The 15,846-nt window shown below is 60.6% G+C and carries 17 protein-coding genes; 14 read left to right on the top strand and 3 right to left on the bottom strand.

Features of this window, described 5'->3' with window-relative positions:
* Nucleotides 1–917: 917 nt before the first annotated feature.
* The 4 genes from J5J06_15975 (at nt 918) to J5J06_15960 (ending at nt 2,827) form a co-directional block, all read left to right on the top strand.
* Nucleotides 918–1,127 (top strand): hypothetical protein, encoded by a 210-nt coding sequence (locus tag J5J06_15975; GenBank protein MCO6438590.1) that lies wholly within the window; start codon nt 918–920, stop codon nt 1,125–1,127.
* Nucleotides 1,128–1,544: 417 nt separating this feature from the next.
* Entirely contained in the window at nt 1,545–2,108 is a 564-nt protein-coding gene (locus tag J5J06_15970) for a hypothetical protein (protein MCO6438589.1), read from the top strand.
* 82 nt (nt 2,109–2,190) lie between these two features.
* On the top strand, nt 2,191–2,505 hold the full coding sequence (locus J5J06_15965; GenBank protein MCO6438588.1) for a hypothetical protein: 315 nt from the start codon (nt 2,191–2,193) through the stop codon (nt 2,503–2,505).
* Between the two features lie 25 nt (nt 2,506–2,530).
* On the top strand, nt 2,531–2,827 hold the full coding sequence (locus tag J5J06_15960; protein MCO6438587.1) for a hypothetical protein: 297 nt from the start codon (nt 2,531–2,533) through the stop codon (nt 2,825–2,827).
* Nucleotides 2,828–2,865: 38 nt separating this feature from the next.
* On the opposite strand, the gene J5J06_15955 is transcribed toward J5J06_15960, so the two are convergent.
* Nucleotides 2,866–4,065 (bottom strand): AAA family ATPase, encoded by a 1,200-nt coding sequence (locus tag J5J06_15955; GenBank protein ID MCO6438586.1) that lies wholly within the window; start codon nt 4,063–4,065, stop codon nt 2,866–2,868.
* A 738-nt stretch (nt 4,066–4,803) separates the two neighbouring features.
* Here J5J06_15955 and J5J06_15950 point away from each other — a divergent pair.
* A complete protein-coding gene (locus tag J5J06_15950; GenBank protein ID MCO6438585.1) occupies nt 4,804–5,892 on the top strand; it encodes a hypothetical protein in 1,089 nt (362 codons plus the stop codon).
* Nucleotides 5,889–6,314 carry a hypothetical protein gene (locus J5J06_15945; GenBank protein ID MCO6438584.1) on the top strand — a complete coding sequence of 142 codons (426 nt, stop codon included), beginning with the start codon at nt 5,889–5,891 and terminating at the stop codon, nt 6,312–6,314. The genes J5J06_15950 and J5J06_15945 overlap by 4 nt, the downstream gene beginning before the upstream one ends.
* 27 nt (nt 6,315–6,341) lie before the next feature.
* On the opposite strand, the gene J5J06_15940 is transcribed toward J5J06_15945, so the two are convergent.
* Both J5J06_15940 and J5J06_15935 read right to left on the bottom strand, forming a co-directional pair.
* Entirely contained in the window at nt 6,342–8,459 is a 2,118-nt protein-coding gene (locus tag J5J06_15940) for an ATP-binding protein (GenBank protein MCO6438583.1), read from the bottom strand.
* Entirely contained in the window at nt 8,456–9,055 is a 600-nt protein-coding gene (locus tag J5J06_15935) for a hypothetical protein (GenBank protein ID MCO6438582.1), read from the bottom strand. Before J5J06_15935 ends, J5J06_15940 begins: the two co-directional genes overlap by 4 nt.
* A gap of 476 nt (nt 9,056–9,531) precedes the next feature.
* Here J5J06_15935 and J5J06_15930 point away from each other — a divergent pair, with 476 nt between their 5' ends.
* From J5J06_15930 to J5J06_15895, 8 genes are all read left to right on the top strand, one after another.
* Nucleotides 9,532–10,269, top strand: coding sequence for a hypothetical protein (locus J5J06_15930; GenBank protein MCO6438581.1), 738 nt, complete (start codon nt 9,532–9,534; stop codon nt 10,267–10,269).
* The gene (locus J5J06_15925) at nt 10,244–10,636 is read left to right on the top strand and encodes a hypothetical protein (GenBank protein ID MCO6438580.1); all 393 of its coding nucleotides are present in this window, start codon (nt 10,244–10,246) and stop codon (nt 10,634–10,636) included. The genes J5J06_15930 and J5J06_15925 overlap by 26 nt, the downstream gene beginning before the upstream one ends.
* Complete coding sequence (locus J5J06_15920) at nt 10,633–11,052, top strand: Rrf2 family transcriptional regulator (GenBank protein MCO6438579.1); 420 nt, start codon at nt 10,633–10,635, stop codon at nt 11,050–11,052. Before J5J06_15925 ends, J5J06_15920 begins: the two co-directional genes overlap by 4 nt.
* A gap of 309 nt (nt 11,053–11,361) precedes the next feature.
* On the top strand, nt 11,362–11,610 hold the full coding sequence (locus J5J06_15915; GenBank protein ID MCO6438578.1) for a hypothetical protein: 249 nt from the start codon (nt 11,362–11,364) through the stop codon (nt 11,608–11,610).
* 881 nt (nt 11,611–12,491) lie between these two features.
* Nucleotides 12,492–12,824 carry a DUF2958 domain-containing protein gene (locus tag J5J06_15910; GenBank protein ID MCO6438577.1) on the top strand — a complete coding sequence of 111 codons (333 nt, stop codon included), beginning with the start codon at nt 12,492–12,494 and terminating at the stop codon, nt 12,822–12,824.
* A 531-nt stretch (nt 12,825–13,355) separates the two neighbouring features.
* Entirely contained in the window at nt 13,356–13,856 is a 501-nt protein-coding gene (locus J5J06_15905; GenBank protein ID MCO6438576.1) for a hypothetical protein, read from the top strand.
* The gene (locus tag J5J06_15900; GenBank protein ID MCO6438575.1) at nt 13,853–14,161 is read left to right on the top strand and encodes a hypothetical protein; all 309 of its coding nucleotides are present in this window, start codon (nt 13,853–13,855) and stop codon (nt 14,159–14,161) included. Before J5J06_15905 ends, J5J06_15900 begins: the two co-directional genes overlap by 4 nt.
* Nucleotides 14,158–15,786, top strand: a complete 1,629-nt coding sequence (locus tag J5J06_15895) for an ATP-binding protein (protein MCO6438574.1) — start codon at nt 14,158–14,160, stop codon at nt 15,784–15,786. Before J5J06_15900 ends, J5J06_15895 begins: the two co-directional genes overlap by 4 nt.
* The last annotated feature ends 60 nt before the right edge of the window (nt 15,787–15,846 follow it).

Genomic DNA, 15,846 nt, shown 5'->3' with positions numbered 1-15,846 from the left:
ACCGCGTCCAGCCCGCTGGCCGGCAGGAGGTTGAGGGGCCGGCGTTTCGCGAGTCTGGGCTGGTGCTCCCGTGGCAGGTGACGAGGGTTAGCGTGCGCGCCAATGTGGCGGTAGACGGGGCATGTAGTCGCTCGGCCACGCAGTTCAACGCCACCGCACCGACGACGGTTCATGCGGCTTCCACCCGCCGGTGCGGGCGACGGAGGCGGATGACTGATGTCAGGAGGGCGCGCGCGATCGAGGTCGATGGTGGGGTGCATTGCTCGGTGACGCGTCCGGCTTCCCGCTCTGCAAGCAAGCGCACCCGACGGACGCCCCGGCCATTCCGGAAGGTCCGCCCCGCTCCGTGTGGACAGCGCGGACTCTATCCACCGAAACCGTACACTAAGTCGTGCCGAACTGTGCGCTTATCGCGAGTTGAGGCTCGCCGAATCGTACTTTTAACGTACTCATGCCGATAAGCCAAACCCTTGCCGGGGCAGGAGTTATGGCTGGTGCAGAAAATCGAATAATAAGTAGTGTGGTAGTAGCTGATCCACTTCTCCTGCGAGGATTTGCTTACCGCTCCATTTGCGAGGTTGCAGTCGCGGGGCGAGGGCGCGTTCCCATGTCGAAATCGTGGTCTCGCCACGGTTTGGGGGCGGTGGAGACGACGCCGTTCGTCCTGCACAGATACGTATCAGGTGCACCCGGATTTCGCGGCGCGACGCCACGCAGACTCCCTAATCGTAAACGTTTCCCCGGGGACCGGGTCGGCCCTACCTGAAGCCACGAGCCTAAACGTTTAACGAGGGGTCTGCTTGACTGGTTTGTCCCGCCGCCCGGGTGCGAATCTCCAGGTGCGAGTCCACTCCTGGTCGGTTCGCCGGGAATCGAGCGAACCGCCAATGAGCGGTTGCAGGCGGAGGTAAACGAAGATGAATCATTACAAACTGAGAGCCGTCGTGGAATTCGTTCGGACACACGGAGCAGTAGCAGGCAATCTTGATGAGGCACTCAAGTGTTGCGGGCTAGACGACATGCTTACACCGAGTGAGCAGCTGGAGGTCAAACAAGAGTTGGCTGCCATGGCTGAGGCTGACGACGTCAAGGAGCGCTTGCGTCTGAGGCTTGAACAGTGGATTTGAGCGGGTCGGCTTGGACCGGGTTCCGGGCCCGCGCGGACTCCCATGTACAGGTCGGTTGGACGTCTGGAATCAGCGCAGGCGCACGCAGGAGCCAGGCGGTAGAAGGCGTGTTGTACAAGAGATCTTGTAGGCGGCGGGAGTTGGATGTGGAACCCACTTCGTAAACCTTTCCCTGCAGCCCGACGGGTCAACGCATGGGCCAAAAGTTTATCGAGCGGTGCCGCCCACTTGGGTGGCGGACCGCTTTCGTAAACTTTTCCCCGTCGGCTGCAGGTCGGCCTATGGTCCTAAAGGTTTATCGAGTGGCCCACGAGAAGATCTCCCGCCGCCTACAAGGATGGGGGCTGGCTGGTGGCGCCGGTTCACTGGCCAGGCAGGCGAACCGACGCTTGGTCGGGGTGGCTGGAGGTACATAACATGAAGACGGAAGAAGGATGGATTGAGGGAGGAGTGGTCGTTGCAGAATCAGCCCTGCTGAAGGTGGAGCGAGGCACAGGGTACGGGAGCGTGCCGGGATTGGAGGACGAAGAGCTGGCCGATCCCGATGAGTTGGAGCGGCAGGTGATGATCGCCGAGTGGGGCCCGATACTGGCGATTCCGATCACATGGAAGCGCCCTTTGATTCGCCCGCAGTTAGATGGGAATAACAAGCTCGATTGGGGGGCCTTTGGAACCGTCGACTTCGACAGATTGAGGCCGACGTTCAACCCGGGCTTGCGCTTGGCACAGGAGCTTGAGGAGGATCTGAGGAACGCTGTCATCATGCTGGGCGTCGTTTCACAACGTCTGGCTAACGAAGCACGTGGTGAGGCGCTGAGGATGATCCACATGTTCAACGTGGAGGCGGATTACTTCGACGATTGGAGTCAGTGGGCATTCGCACGATGGTATCTGCGGGCAAGGACGCTGCGTCGTAGGATCCGTGGGCTGAGGCGTGCCGCTTGGGAGGCTAGACGGGCAGCGGCGGAGCAAGACGATTAGTTCGTCCAAGCGGCGTCAAGGCCTCTTCAAGCTGGCGCGAAGAGCCCTGTCGCGGCAGTCGATGGGGTTCGAGGTGACAACTATGGAAACGAGGCAACCAGTACGGGTGTTCCGCGCCGGTCAGGTAACATGTGCGATCTGGGAAAATGGGACCTACGGAAGCAGTACGGCGGAGCGCACGCTGAAGGTGACGGTGGCGAAACGGTACCGCGATCGCTATGGATATTGGAAGCAATCCTTCCGGTTTTCGCCAAGTGAGACCCTTTTGGCGATCGATGTGCTCAGGAGGGCTTTCGAGGCGATGGTCGACATGCAGATCGATCATGAGATTGCCCGGGCGATAGAGGCGAAGACGACCGAACCTCTTCGACTCGGTGTGAAGAGGTCGGCCGCGTAAGACGGCTGGCTTCGAGGTGGAAAAGATGGAGAGCAACGAACCAATACAACGCTTCCGTGCGGGCCAAGTCGAGGGCGCGCTATGGGAGAACAAGGTGCAGATGAAGGGGCATTCGGGCACGATTTTGAAGGCGACCGTGGCCAGGCGCTACACGGACTCGGCGGGCAACTGGCGGAGCTCGCAGAGCTTTGCAAGGAACGAGATCCCATTGGCGATCTACGTGTTGCAGAAGGCGTTCGAGGCCATGATTGAGAAACCGGCGGGTACCCCGAAGGCCAACGATGAGGTGACCGCGGCGGTTGAGGAGGAACGGGTCCTCTGACGGGCCCGTACTCTTACATCGATGTAACGCGGGGTCGGTCAGCCATGGACGTCGAAGTTCATCCGGATGGTACCGTCGATTTTTTCGACGAGTTCCTGCGGCAGGTCGATGGTGATTTCGCGCGTGCGGCCGTAGCGCCCGCGGGAGAGGATGCGACTGCGAATCAGCGAATAGATATCCAGCTCGGCGAGCAGGTCGCCGAATGCGCGCCCCGTCATCCCCCGCAGCCCGACCCGTCGGCAGAACCGGTTGTAGGCGTCGTAGGCCTCGCCGGTGCCGATGGGCATGCCGTTGGATCGGCGGGTCGCTTCGATCACTGCGGCCATGGCCGCCTGGAGTTGTGTCGGTGCGGAGCGCAGCAAGGTGAGATAGCGATCGCGGTCCAGCTCGGCCGCGGCGCTGTCGACCAGGTCAAGCGTGATGGCGCTACCGGCCTTCTCGGCGAGATACGCGCTCTTGGCGAGCAGGGCGACGGCCTTCCGGGCGTCGCCATGGTCCTGGCTGGCCATCGCGGCGATCTTCTCGATGACGCCCGGCTCCACGGTATTGGGGTTCAGCGCCTTTTCCACGCGAATGCGCAGGATGTACTGGAGGTCGACCGCGTCGTAGGGCTTGAAGATCAGCTCGTTGAGCTTGAGAAACGACTTCACGCGCGGGTCCAAGTGGTCCGGCCAGTTGAGCCGGTTGGAGGCAAACACGAGGACGAGTCTGGCCTTGATGCGCTGCGGAAGCCGGCGAACCAGAAAGGTCAGGAAGGTGTCACGATCGCGCCGCACATTGTCGACTTCATCAATGAAGAGGATCAGGTAGCCGTCGTAGCCGGCGAGCTTGGCTTCGATCCGGAGCATCAGCTCCTCGAGCGAGATGCCCTTCTTGTAGCGCTTGCTTGCACCGAGCAGGCAGGCGAGATCGTTGAGCGCCCGGAAACAGGGCCTGGGCGTCGAGACGTCAAGCTGCTCGTGACGAAGCGCAACGTGCCTCGCACGGGCCATCTCGGCCAACAGGTTCAGAAAAAAGCTCAACGTCAGCGTCTTGCCCGTACCGGTCTTGCCCCATATGGCCAGATGGCATGGATGGTCACCGCGCAGGATGCCGGCGAAATGGCTGCTGAGTTCCTGGATTTCGGCGTCGCGCACATTGGCGTTGAAAATCTCCTCCAGGACGGCCAGTTGCTCGGAGCGAATCAGTTGCTCGTCGTCCAGAAAGCGCCGGTCTCTGATGATGGCGCTTCTGGCCATGTGCCGTATCCGGCCGAGTATTTTGCTGCGCACGGTTGCTGATTCCATTGGAAAACCACCTCCACATGCCTTCAGTGGAACAGCTGGTATATAAAGGCTTCGATCCTCACCCAGAGTAACGTTCCAGTGGAACGTCCGAAGCGGCTCGTGCGCTGGCGGCCACCGCGTTACTACCGAGTAGTGGCAACGTGGGTTGTGATCTATGGGGCGGGGTTTATAAGCGTTGTCTTTTGATAGTAGTAGTAAGTAGTAGAAGGGATATACATATTATAATAAGGGTTCCAGTGGAACGCTACTCTCACTGGCACCTCGCCGGTACTCGGTCGGGCATTCAGGCGATCGTCCGGGATGCAGCGGTTCACGAATCGCCTGGACGAACCGCCAATAGAGTGGTTCGGCCGGGAGGAATGCAACATGACGTAGACAATACAACGATACTCAGGCCCACGCTGGCTGCCACGCGTCCGCTTGCGCGGCGTGGAGTACATCATCGACGATCGTCTCTGGGAACTGGGGCGAGTCACGGACCCTGGCGATGCCGTGGCGTTCAGGACGCAACGGGGTGAGCGCATGCTGAAGGAGTTCTACGTCACCGGTTGCCCCGTTTGTGGGCTTGAAATCGGCATACCGAGGGGAACAAGGGAAGACAAGATCGTGTGCCAGCGCTGCCGGAAACCGTTCAATACGGTGAGTGTCGAAACAGCAAGATATATATACTAGGACCTCCACAGAGGCCCTATGAGTCCTACGAATCCGCTCGCGACCCCTGCAATCAGGCCGTTCTTCGAATCACTTCTTCCGGATTTCGTGCTTGCGTTTGCCTTTTTCACCGCGCTCGCTTACGCGGTGTTGGGCAAGCGCTTTGATCACCAGAAGCCTGCGGTGGCCATGTCGGCGGCCCTGGGATTGGCCCTGGCCATCGGTTTGGTCTGGTGGGAACACCAGCACGGGTGGTCGGTTCGGAATCTCGGGCCGATCGCCATCGGTTTCGCGGTGATCCTGCTGGCCATGATCATGTTCCAGGGCATCCGTCGGACCGGCGGCTCCTGGGCCGGCGCGGGAATCGCCTTCGGCGCGAGCATCCTGGTGGCATGGGTGCTGGGATTCGACTGGATGATCGCAACCGAAATTGTCCAGACGCTTGCCATCGTTGCGCTGATCGTCGGGATCGTGGCGTTTCTGATTCACCTGCACGGCCACGGCCCCCCGGGACGTCTCATTCCGGCTTCGGTTGGACCGGAGCTGGCAGATGTGCGCCATGACATGCGCGATCTCTACGAGGACCGCCAAGTAGGTGACAGAATCCGCAGCGCCTTGATGGGCTTGCGACAGGAGACGGATGTCTTTGTCGAGCATCCGCAGCAGGGAACGCAGATCGTCGAGCAGCTCCGCCGGTTGTTGCCGGCCGAGGGGTGGCTGACCGAGCGCCTGGCGCGCCTTCGGGAACGGGCGCACCACGTACGCGAGGGACACGCCGCAAGGATCGACGAGTTGCGGCATATCGTCAGGCGACTACCGGCGGCGGCTCGGAAGAAGGCATCGAATGAGCTTTCCGCGCGCTACCATGAGATGCGCCTCGACAAGCGGCTGGAACGACTGGACGCCGCGGTCGCGGAGAACGAACGGAGGATCAAAGACCTGACGCTCGAAGCCCGAAGGGCGACGCTGCGCTACGATTACCGGCGGCTGTCCGAGATGCTGGAGGAGGCAGAGAAGCTACAGGCACACAATGAGAAACTGTTCAAGATCATCGACCGGACCGAGCGCAAAGTGGCGGGCATTGCCGAGGACTTGGCCAAGGAATACGGTAAGGGTGGTTCTGGATGAGGGACGGCGCCCCCTGGGATCGCCGGGCCGCATCGTCTGACAGTCCCGACACGAGTCACGCGGCATACGTGCGTGCCGGCCGAATGCTCGATCGCTATGGTGTCGCCTACGTATGCCGGCACCCGGAGATTCTCCTGGGCATCATCCCTCCGGTGGATGCGGCGCACAGGCCTTGTGCGGTCGATCAAGGTTACCGGCGCAATGGGCGAAACATGTACTTGGGCACGTTCGCCCACGGGCGGCCGAACGATGAGGAGGATATGCTCCGGCGGGCGATCGACGTCTACCGGACGCTGGATGAGATCTTCGCACGGGAACCGTTCACGCGTTGCGAGCGACATCCGTCGATGGGTCATATGTATGGGAATATCCCAAAGGAAGCACACGGAATGCCGACGCAGTACGGCGGATGGTACTGCTGAGGCCGGACACCGCGAAACAAGAATGCCTCACGATACATCAAGCCAGGTAAGAAGCTGGATTGGGTCGCGCTGATCCACGTCGACGTCGTCGACGGCTTTCTGGCATGCGCCCACCGCCGACGGCGATGTCGCGATCAAGACAATTCTATCGAATCCGGCTTTCTGAGTCTTGAGAACGTTCGCTTTGATGTCGGACTTGCCGGTCTCTACTTCTATCGCCAGTCGCTCGCCAGGGCGCTCTGCAACGATGTCAACGGCACCGTCACCCTTTATGGCGTACTCGCGCGTGATACCGTAACCCTCGTTCTCGAAGTGCTCGGAGACTTTGCGGACCCAATACCGATGTTCGAGGCTGGCGCGCGGCGAGGGTCCAGCGTCAATCCCAACATCCGCGCAAACGGATCTGCCAAGATCGGAGAGCTCGTACAGGACAACCTGGCCGGAGCGGGTGGCGATGGGCACGGCCTGAATGATGCCCGCCTTGGCGAGATCTTGCCGAATGGCATTGCCCTTCCGACGGGACAGGTTGAGTCGCTGGTAGCGCGAGACGGTGGTGGACAGCGGCCTGGTGGCGACGTCGGCCAGGAAGCGAAGCTCTTCGCGGGACATCGCATCCTGAAGTCTGGGTGGCTCAGGTTGAGAATCACAGGACGAGGCCTGATCGGCCTCGGTCATCCGTGATTCTATGGGGGATGGTGGGTGGGTATTCTGATCTTCAGGAGTATTCCTGTCCGGAGGAGGAAGAGGTGGTATCTCTCTCGAATGCTCCATCGGCGAACGTTGGGCCTCGGAATCGGCGGTACAACCAGCCATTCGCTCTCGGACTTGCGCATCCGATACCGAGCCTTCGTCAACAGGAAAGCGCGGGACCCGTACCAGAAAGGGTTCGGGGTGTTCGTCCGCCAAGCGAACAACCGCGGTTCCGATGGGGAGCGTGCTTAGGGCTTGCTTCTGTTCGTCCGTAAGGTTCATGGCCGATGCAATGGCCCGGATGTCACCCTGGAGCTTCTGGCTCAGGGCGATCGTGGCGTAGGAATTGGCGAACGCGACTTTGCTCAGCAGGGAAGCGGACTGATCAACGAAGACGTAGCCCATGCCGTACTGGCGGATCATTCGAATCGAATTCTCCAGTACGGATTCGCGGGCGTCGGCGCCTTTGTGCAGGAGAAGGTTGTGCGCTTCTTCCAGGATGATCAGATTCGTGAGCCTCAGCTGGGGGCCTCTGGCAAGGCGGTATCGATATAAATACAGCGTCAGCGCTTCGGAGAACATGGTCCGGTCGGAGTTGCTCGACAGTCCGTCCATTTCGAGCACGACGTTGTGATTCAGTAGATCGCGGACGTGGCCGTTGTCCTGCGTGTTGACAACGGCGCCGAACTCGCCGTAAGTCATGCCCAGCAGGATTCTCTCGGCCGAGGCCTGCCACATGGCGGCTCGTCCCTTGAGCTTCACGGTTCGCAGCCAGGCGAGAAGGTCATGAATCGTCGGCCATCGCGTGACCGAACATGTGAACACGCCGGCGTCGGTGAAGAGCTGGTCGAGTCCGGCGACCAGCAGGCTGATGACGCCCTCGCCTCCCAGGTAGGCGGAGGCGATGACGTCAACAATGAGCTTGATCCAGACGTTGGGCTCGCAGCCTGGGGGCGGGATCAGCGGATTGAATCGAAACGGTGCGACGTCGCGGCCCATCGTATACACGCGGAGGTCATGCTGAACGGAGAGAAGGTCCCTATACCCCCGCTTCCAATCGATGGCGAGGACTTTGATGCCCCGGGCCATGATGCCCTTCATGAGTACGAATGTGAGATTCGTCTTACCCGATCCGCTCCTGCCGGCCACCAGGATGTGCTCTTTGAGCCGATCGCTTTTGAGGAAAAACGGATGCAAGCTCCGGTTGCCATAGGTCATGGCGCCGAGCTGAATGTCACCGGATTGGGCAAACGCCCGGCCCGGCGGCGGAAACGGCGCCCGGTCCGGCTGGTAATCCTGATTGAGGTGCCTGGCGGCGAGCAGTTCAAGCGCCTGCTCGATGTCGGCCTTGCCGCTCGCGTCCGACTCGGCGAGATAGACCGACCACAGGCGGTCGATCTTCTTGCCAAGAATCGGTTTGAGCTTGCGGCACAATTCCTGGACGCGAGTCATCATGGTGCATCACCATCCGTGTCGCCGATGATGTCGAGCTTGCGCGATGCCGACAGATACTGCTGGGCCGATTCCGGAAGTTGCTGTCGCAGTCTCGATACGTCCCGCCAGAGGGCTGCACGTTCCGCGCGCTGTTCCGCGTGCAAGTCCTGGAGACGCCGCTTGTACACACCGTATCGTTCGTCGGACGGGGTCCCGCCCCCACGGACCAATTCGTTGAAGGCATAGCACTTCGCCCATTCGATATCGGTCATGTTCTTCTCATAGATATGCCTGCGGTGGCGGACCTGCGTAAGGATGTCGTCGAGGCCGAGCCATGAGGTGTGTTTCTTGTCGTGAAGAATCGCCATTTCGGCTTCCACTTTTGGGGCCGCGAAATAGCCCTGCTCGACCAGTTGTTCAACGGTTTGGGGTCCATCGTCCAATCGAGCAGGAGCGCCATTCCGCGAGAATGAGCGTGTGCCGTACCGAGCGGCGCCGGGTCCGTAGATCATACCGGCTGCCGGGTTGCCGTATGCATGCTTGCGGCCGTATGAGTAATGATATCTGGTGCCGTGATCAATGGGTGCCAGCGGGTGCTTGGCGGAATCGAAGTTCATGGGCTCACCTCCGGTTACTTCTTATGGGTAGTGAATACGGTGTTGTTTATATGTGTTTCGCTTTTGGGTCCGGGGCGGAAGGACCGTGGGGCGCGCGACCCGTCGCATGGATCAGGCTGCCACGAACGACTGTTGAACTCGGCGAGTCCGCGGCGAGACCACCACAGGACGGTGGTGACGAAGGTTTATATGCTCACGCGTCTTTCCGGTCCCGTGAGGTGAACAACGATGGGAAGACGACACAAGTGCCCGTACTGTGGATCTACGGACACGAGGAGTAAGGGCTCGCGAAACACGAAAACGCTTGGGGCGCGGAAGATCCGGCGCTGTTGCATCTGTCGCCGGAGGTTTACGCCGAAGCACCAGCGAGAAGTAGACGTGGAGGAAGTTATGGAACCGAGTACGGAACACGTTGCGGAAGAGCAGGGGTTGGTGGACGCCGGTGGGCCCACATCGCCGGGACCATGAGGCAGGAGATGAGTATCATCCACCTGGCCTTCCATCTGGAAGACACGGTGAAGCTGTTTGTGGCCCACGCTCGGCGCTTCTACTACGAGGTGATGCTGTCAGGACGAGTCTGCCCAGGATGCTCCGGTCAGGTCACGATGACGGACGAAAGCCGCTGCCGGTGTCTGTCGTGCGGCCAGGCGTTTGACCCGACGGTGGCCTTCCAGTCGTGCGTAGCGTGCGGGGGAAGCCCGCACCTGAGGATCCGACGCTATCGATGTCGGCGCTGTAGCGCCGAGGTGCACTCTCAATTCGTTTTCGACACGCTCCCCTTCGACCGGGAGTACTTCCGGCGGCGCATGGCCGAGTCTCGCGAGCGCAAGAGGCAGCAGCCGGTACGAGCGCGTCCCGTGATCGCGGATGGCCGGTCCGGGGCGGTCGCGCCGCCGGCCGTGGAATTGCACGCGGTGCCGGGGCTGGTGGAGGCGCTCGACGGTCTCGTTGGCAGTCCCCAAATGGCTGCGTGGCTTCCGTTGGCCAAGGGGTTCGACTTGAGCCGCTACCAGGCGCACTTGGAGGCACATATCGGGCCGATCGAAGTGTACTTCGATGATCTGCCGCCCTTGGAAGAAAACGCGCGGTTGGACCGCGTATGGCGGTCTATCGCCATCATATTCATGGCCCACTTCGGGCTGATCGAAATCACGCGCTATGCGCGCGGTATCGTGGTGATGAGGAAAGATGAAGCTGACAGAGAAGGATCGTGAGTTCCTGTACGCACTACGGCGGCTCATGGAATCCCGAGACCTGTCCGTTGAGCTGAAGCGCCACAAGCCCAGCTACATGATCCTCCGCGGGACGTACGGCGAGAAGATCTTCAAGACATTCCGGATGTCACGGCAGGGTGTCCGTTGGCGATTTCATCGCGTGTTCAACGATGCCTACGTTGCCGCGTTCGAGAGCATCCTCTTGATCGAAACGACGTTCGGCACGCATCTTCGCGAGCATGCCGTTCGCATCAGCAGGGAGCGGCATGTCCTGCGGCAGGAGCTTGGCGAGCCCCGGTTTGTCGGTGGAGATGCGGTGCGCGAAAGCGCAGGGGGCGAGGGGCGCGCGCCGGGTGGTCAAGAATGACCGAGCCTACGAAGATCGACTTCCGGCATCGAAGGGCAAAGAAGATCGGCGACGTGGTCGACCTGGTCGAGATCCTATTCCCCGGGAATCGCAATCAGCAGCATGCGGCGGCAAGGATTCTGCTGGCCCTGAAGGCTGCCGGCGGGCCTGTCTCCACGCTTCAGGAACTCCAAGAGCGGCACGGCGTCTCCCGCCGCACACTGGATCGTACACGAGCGAAGCTTGCCCGGTTGGGTCTGATCGAGCGGGTTACGTGGATGAACAGCCGCTACGGAGGGCAGGAAGGCTGGAAACTCTCGAGCCGCATGAGCACGGGCCTGCGTTCGCTCGCGGACCGGATCGAACACTGGCGTCGTGAAACCTCGCCCGGACACCGCCGCAAGGAAGAGCTCATTGCGGGTTTGCTGGCTCGTTGACGTCGAGCCTATGGGGCCGCGATGAGGGTAAGATCTGTCACTTGATGGCACGTCTATGATCCGCGCCGTGCCATCAACAGGCACAACATGGAGGTGAACGCAATGAACAAGGAAATGAAAGCGAATTTAGTAAATGAAGGGCATGCATAATCTCGGCCCCGGTTGATTACCGAAGGGCGCCAGGAGCGAAGTTCCGGTGTCGGAGGCGACCCAACGCCGTGGCGCCGGGGGGACAGCTACGCCGCGCTCGACCCCACGGTCGTAGCGGATCTCCGCGAGGAGCTCCCGCCACTGTATGGATTGCACAACATGAGCGACGGTCGCATCGAGGCACGTGCCAGGTTCTTCGACGCCTACAGCGGAACTGTCTGGTACGTGGCCGAGTTCGACGGGACATTCTTCTTCGGCATTGTGGAGCGGAAGATCCGTGAGCTCTGCTACTTTACGCTGCCCGCGATCTCGTCTGAGCCCAGGCCGGATGTGTTGGTGAAACGCGATGAGAATTGGAAGACCAGGGAAATCTCGGCGCCAAGGAATATCCGGACGCGGCGTTTCTGATGTATATCTATAAACGCTTGGGCAACGATACCGAAAGACTTATGAATGCCAACGCATTTCCATGGCACTACTTAATAATCCTCACAAGCGCACAGGCGCATGGGTAGGGTCAACCCGCGACACTCGCGGGCCTTGCCCGAGGATCACTCAGCACGTGACAGAACCGGGGCATCGCCCGAACGGCCATCACGAAGCGGATCCTCGACGAGAAGGAGGGATTGGCGAACAGCCAGCCCACGATCGCATTAGCTGATTCTATCACGCCCTTCGGACGCACAATTACCGACGAGTAACTGCATTCGGCCCCGCGGATTTAGAGAAGCGGCTGCATCAAACACACGACGAGACAGGGTCCCGGCGTTCGGGGCTCTTCGTTTGCGCGCATAGAGAGATTAACGGCAGATGGCACGTCAGGCGCGCGAGACGTGCCATCGAGAGCACAAATCGGAGGTGTCAACATGACATGGAGACCTATGAAGTATTTGCTTGAAGGCGAATTGGACAACACCAGACCTGGCAGAGTCATAGGCTGGCTGCGGTTTGCGGGCCTGGAAGAAACCGTGACCGTAGACCTGGAGGGCGACTTCGATCGCGACGTTCGGGGCGGCAAGCTCGTCCTCTCAGGGTGTTACGAAGGAACAGCCATGGAAGCAGAGGATCAGATGGAGGGGTTTGCGCTGCAGCAGACGGGACTCACCGGGAACATGACGGCGGGCCTTGCGCCGGAGTCATACACGCCGTACCCGTACATCGAGTGGCTCAGCGACCGCAACGAGCGCGTTGTTCTGATGCCCGAGGCGAATCAGGTGAAGTTCATTCCAGCGGTACCGGCGCCGCCGGTGCCGAACGACCTCAGGAAGGACGCCACGGTCGTCCGAGGGATGAAACTCCTAACCAAAGCGCTGCGCCGCCGGCTCCCGCCGCTCTATGCCCAGGACGGCAAGGGGGGCCATGCAGTTGCGTACGTGAAGTTCTTCACGCCGGATTCTGGATGGACATGGTACGGCGTGGAATATGATGGCGAGGACACATTCTTCGGACTGGCGTGTGGATTCGAGAAGGAGCTTGGCTACTTCAGCCTGTCAGAGCTCGAGTCGGCGCGTGGCCCGATGGGACTTCCCATTGAACGGGACCTGTACTGGGAGCCGAAGACGCTCTCCGAAATCGCACCGGAGCTCTTTGCCGACCGTGAATCAGAAAGGAGCGCTGGTTGATGCTCTGCTATCGAAAACACGCGTGGTGCCCCTTCTGTGGGGCTACAAGGATGCTGCGAATTGTCGAAAAGTGGGTGGTTCTGATCGTTGTCGTCGAGAAACGTCTGCCGTGGGCGCCGTTTGACGGCCGGTCGAATTGTAAAGGGAAATACCCTCCGAGATTGCCGAAGCGAAAGCGCCGAAGAAGGCGGTCTCGGAGGCGCCGTTCACGCTACAACCACCCGTGGTAAACGCCAGTCGGCCGAGTTGACCGGGTTTTCGGTGCAAGGCCGATCACGCCCCAACGCATGTCGAGAGTTTTAACAAGGCCTCGCGCATCAGGTCCCGCGGCGATGGCCCAATCCTCTCTCAAAAGCCTGCCCTCTGGTGGATTGTGCCACTTTGAACCGGGCAGAGGTTGCGATTGGGATCGGTAGAGCACCGCATGACGGTGGTGAACTCATAGTGCCTAAACGTAAGCAACGAGCACCAGATCGGGCCGTGCCTGGTGCTCGTTGGCGAAGATCAAAGACGGCCAGGTGGAGGTGACTTATGTCAACGAAAACAGAACGAATTGAGCGCACAGCGCGAAAGATGAGTGTCGAGAAGCATCGGCTGGGCATGGGCTGGCACTTTGTGTGTCGGTATAACCCGCCGATCGTCCATCGTCTCCAGCGAGATGACGGAACGAGCTACGACTGGGAAGAGGAAGGCGAGACCTCCGAGGGCTGCATCATGTGGCTCGCGGACCAGTTCTGTCGGCGGGTCCTCGGCGGCATGGCGGCGCATGAGGTCTACCGACTCGCATACCGGGACCGCGACGGTGACGGCTTCGATGACGAGTGGCTTGAGACCGACGCGCTTCGCGACGCGTGGGCAGAGTACACGATTTCGCCGAAGCGTTGGACGGCAGCGGCAACCCGCAAGCTGTTCGAGGATCTCGAAGACGTCAACTACCACAGTTTTCTGGAAAAGCTGCTTGAGCTTGTTGAAGAACGGGCACCGCTTCTCGCCCGCTCCGTTAGCGCTTGGTGCGTGGAGGTGTCCCGATGAGGCGCTGCACGGGAGTCATCGTCGGGATGCGCCAATGCGGCGGATGTGTCGAGATTGTAGTCGATGGTGCCGAGCCCGGTGCATTTCCGATCGACAACAGCTGCTTTCGGATGATCGCAAGCTGCGAAGGCACCGATTGGATCGGCCGGCCAGTCGAATACGAGGACGCCCACATGCGGTTCCTGGACTCGAATACGGAGGATGAGGATCTGGAGATGATGCAACCTGCATCGGACGGAGATGCGGCGCGAGGCATGGGCGCTGCGACTCTTGATCAACAACCATGCCGGAGGACACGAAAATGAAGACCATCCGAGCGAAAGTTAACGAACGTTTGCTCCAAAAGGCGAGCAGGCTGTTCAACGGAACGCTGGAGGGCCGCGTGATCGAGATTCTGCAGAACGCGCGGCGCGCCGGCGCGACCGAAGTGCACATCACGAACCAGGACGGCCTCGTGACCGTCCGTGACAACGGGAACGGAATCGGGGATTTCTCCAAGCTGCTCGACCTGGGCGGCACGGGCTGGGACGATGACTGCGATGTGAGCGAGGACCCTGCCGGGGTCGGGATCTTCTGCCTGGCACCGCGCGAGGTGACGATCCGGTCGAACGGCAAAATGGTCGTAATCAGGGAGAACGGCTGGACCGGCACTCCGATAGAGATTATCGACGATCCTGAGCACGTCGGAGGCACGGTGCTTCAGTTTCGTGACGATCCATGGGATTCGGCCGCGGTGGACCGCAACGCCGTGTTCACCGGGCTGCGTGTGACGGCGGACAGCAGGCAGTGTCCGAGTATGCCCTTCGTTTCAGACGCGGCGACACATCATTCGGAGCTCGGCTGCCGAATCGAAGTGCGCCCGTCGGAACAGCTGAATCCGTGGCACCACTCGGCGAAGCGCGAGCGCTGGATGTGCACCAACGTGTTGGTCAACTTCCACGGCCAGGTCGTTGCGTTCGACGATCATCCGGTGAGCGTGCAGCGCTTGCACTACCTGGTGGACCTGACCGGCGAACCGACCGGCATCCGGCTGATGCTGCCGGCGCGGACATGCCTGATCGAGAATGAGGCACTCGATTTGCTCAAGTCCGCGCTGGAGCTCGAGGCCTTTCGATTCGTGGAACGCCAAAGTGAGCACGAGCTGCCGTACAAAGAGTATCTCCGGGCGCATGAACTGGGCATCAAACTGCCCGAGGCGAAGCCGGTCTACTTGATCGGGCTGCTGTCCAGCGATGAGCCACCGGAGCCGGTGGAGGTTCAGGTGCCAAAGGGCTTTCCGCTTCAACGCTGCTACCGCTTCGACGCGGACCGCGCGAAGGAAGACTCAGACGAGGCCAATGTCCATCTGTTGGCGGCGCTTGGTTCACATGAAACGCCGTTCGTACCGGTCGAGATTCGAAAGGCCTACGACGGGTACTCTTGGGCAATGATAGGAAGAATCGAGAACGTGGGCGTGCAGGTCGGCAAGGTCCTCCATGAGGACTCGGTGTGGTCCGAATGGCTCGTATGTGTCGAGTCGATTCGCATTACGGCGCGAACGAGCGACGGCTCGGTGTTTGAATCACCGGTGTGCATGGGCCTGCTACCCGGAGATGAACAGAACCAGTGGTCATCGAACTACAAGGTATGCGTGACGCCCGAGGCTCGGGAACGACTGATGGCCTCGGAGATCTGGCATCACCTTGGCGGCTGGTGCGAAGACGGCGACACCTACGATACACAGGCGGAGCAGGTTGAGCAGGAGTTGGATCGATTCTGGCGCGACATGGTCGGACCGGACGAACATCTTCGCGCAGCACTGCTGGACGCCACATATCGCATCACGCCTGAATGGCAAGTCGTGACCATCACTTCGAACGGTACCGTCGACATTCAATTCGCAGACGGAACAACGAAAGCGATCCAACCACCACCCGCCACCCCTTCGTAGCCTGCCTTCAGGCAACCCGACCGTAATCAGAAGCCCGGCGTGACTGAACGACGTGGATTC

This window comes from Phycisphaerae bacterium, assembly GCA_024102815.1.
Lineage (GTDB): Bacteria > Planctomycetota > Phycisphaerae > UBA1845 > UBA1845 > JAGFJJ01.
This window is presented reverse-complemented; position numbering and strand designations above follow the sequence as displayed.

What these genes read in the sequence shown, in the direction of transcription:
- J5J06_15975 (MCO6438590.1), top strand. Translation starts at nt 918, where the DNA reads ATGAATCATTACAAACTGAGAGCCGTCGTGGAATTCGTTCGGACACAC.
- J5J06_15970 (MCO6438589.1), top strand. Translation starts at nt 1,545, where the DNA reads ATGAAGACGGAAGAAGGATGGATTGAGGGAGGAGTGGTCGTTGCAGAA.
- J5J06_15965 (MCO6438588.1), top strand. Translation starts at nt 2,191, where the DNA reads ATGGAAACGAGGCAACCAGTACGGGTGTTCCGCGCCGGTCAGGTAACA.
- J5J06_15960 (MCO6438587.1), top strand. Translation starts at nt 2,531, where the DNA reads ATGGAGAGCAACGAACCAATACAACGCTTCCGTGCGGGCCAAGTCGAG.
- J5J06_15955 (MCO6438586.1), bottom strand. Translation starts at nt 4,065, where the DNA reads ATGGCCAGAAGCGCCATCATCAGAGACCGGCGCTTTCTGGACGACGAG.
- J5J06_15950 (MCO6438585.1), top strand. Translation starts at nt 4,804, where the DNA reads ATGAGTCCTACGAATCCGCTCGCGACCCCTGCAATCAGGCCGTTCTTC.
- J5J06_15945 (MCO6438584.1), top strand. Translation starts at nt 5,889, where the DNA reads ATGAGGGACGGCGCCCCCTGGGATCGCCGGGCCGCATCGTCTGACAGT.
- J5J06_15940 (MCO6438583.1), bottom strand. Translation starts at nt 8,459, where the DNA reads ATGATGACTCGCGTCCAGGAATTGTGCCGCAAGCTCAAACCGATTCTT.
- J5J06_15935 (MCO6438582.1), bottom strand. Translation starts at nt 9,055, where the DNA reads ATGAACTTCGATTCCGCCAAGCACCCGCTGGCACCCATTGATCACGGC.
- J5J06_15930 (MCO6438581.1), top strand. Translation starts at nt 9,532, where the DNA reads ATGAGTATCATCCACCTGGCCTTCCATCTGGAAGACACGGTGAAGCTG.
- J5J06_15925 (MCO6438580.1), top strand. Translation starts at nt 10,244, where the DNA reads ATGAAGCTGACAGAGAAGGATCGTGAGTTCCTGTACGCACTACGGCGG.
- J5J06_15920 (MCO6438579.1), top strand. Translation starts at nt 10,633, where the DNA reads ATGACCGAGCCTACGAAGATCGACTTCCGGCATCGAAGGGCAAAGAAG.
- J5J06_15915 (MCO6438578.1), top strand. Translation starts at nt 11,362, where the DNA reads ATGAGCGACGGTCGCATCGAGGCACGTGCCAGGTTCTTCGACGCCTAC.
- J5J06_15910 (MCO6438577.1), top strand. Translation starts at nt 12,492, where the DNA reads ATGAAACTCCTAACCAAAGCGCTGCGCCGCCGGCTCCCGCCGCTCTAT.
- J5J06_15905 (MCO6438576.1), top strand. Translation starts at nt 13,356, where the DNA reads ATGTCAACGAAAACAGAACGAATTGAGCGCACAGCGCGAAAGATGAGT.
- J5J06_15900 (MCO6438575.1), top strand. Translation starts at nt 13,853, where the DNA reads ATGAGGCGCTGCACGGGAGTCATCGTCGGGATGCGCCAATGCGGCGGA.
- J5J06_15895 (MCO6438574.1), top strand. Translation starts at nt 14,158, where the DNA reads ATGAAGACCATCCGAGCGAAAGTTAACGAACGTTTGCTCCAAAAGGCG.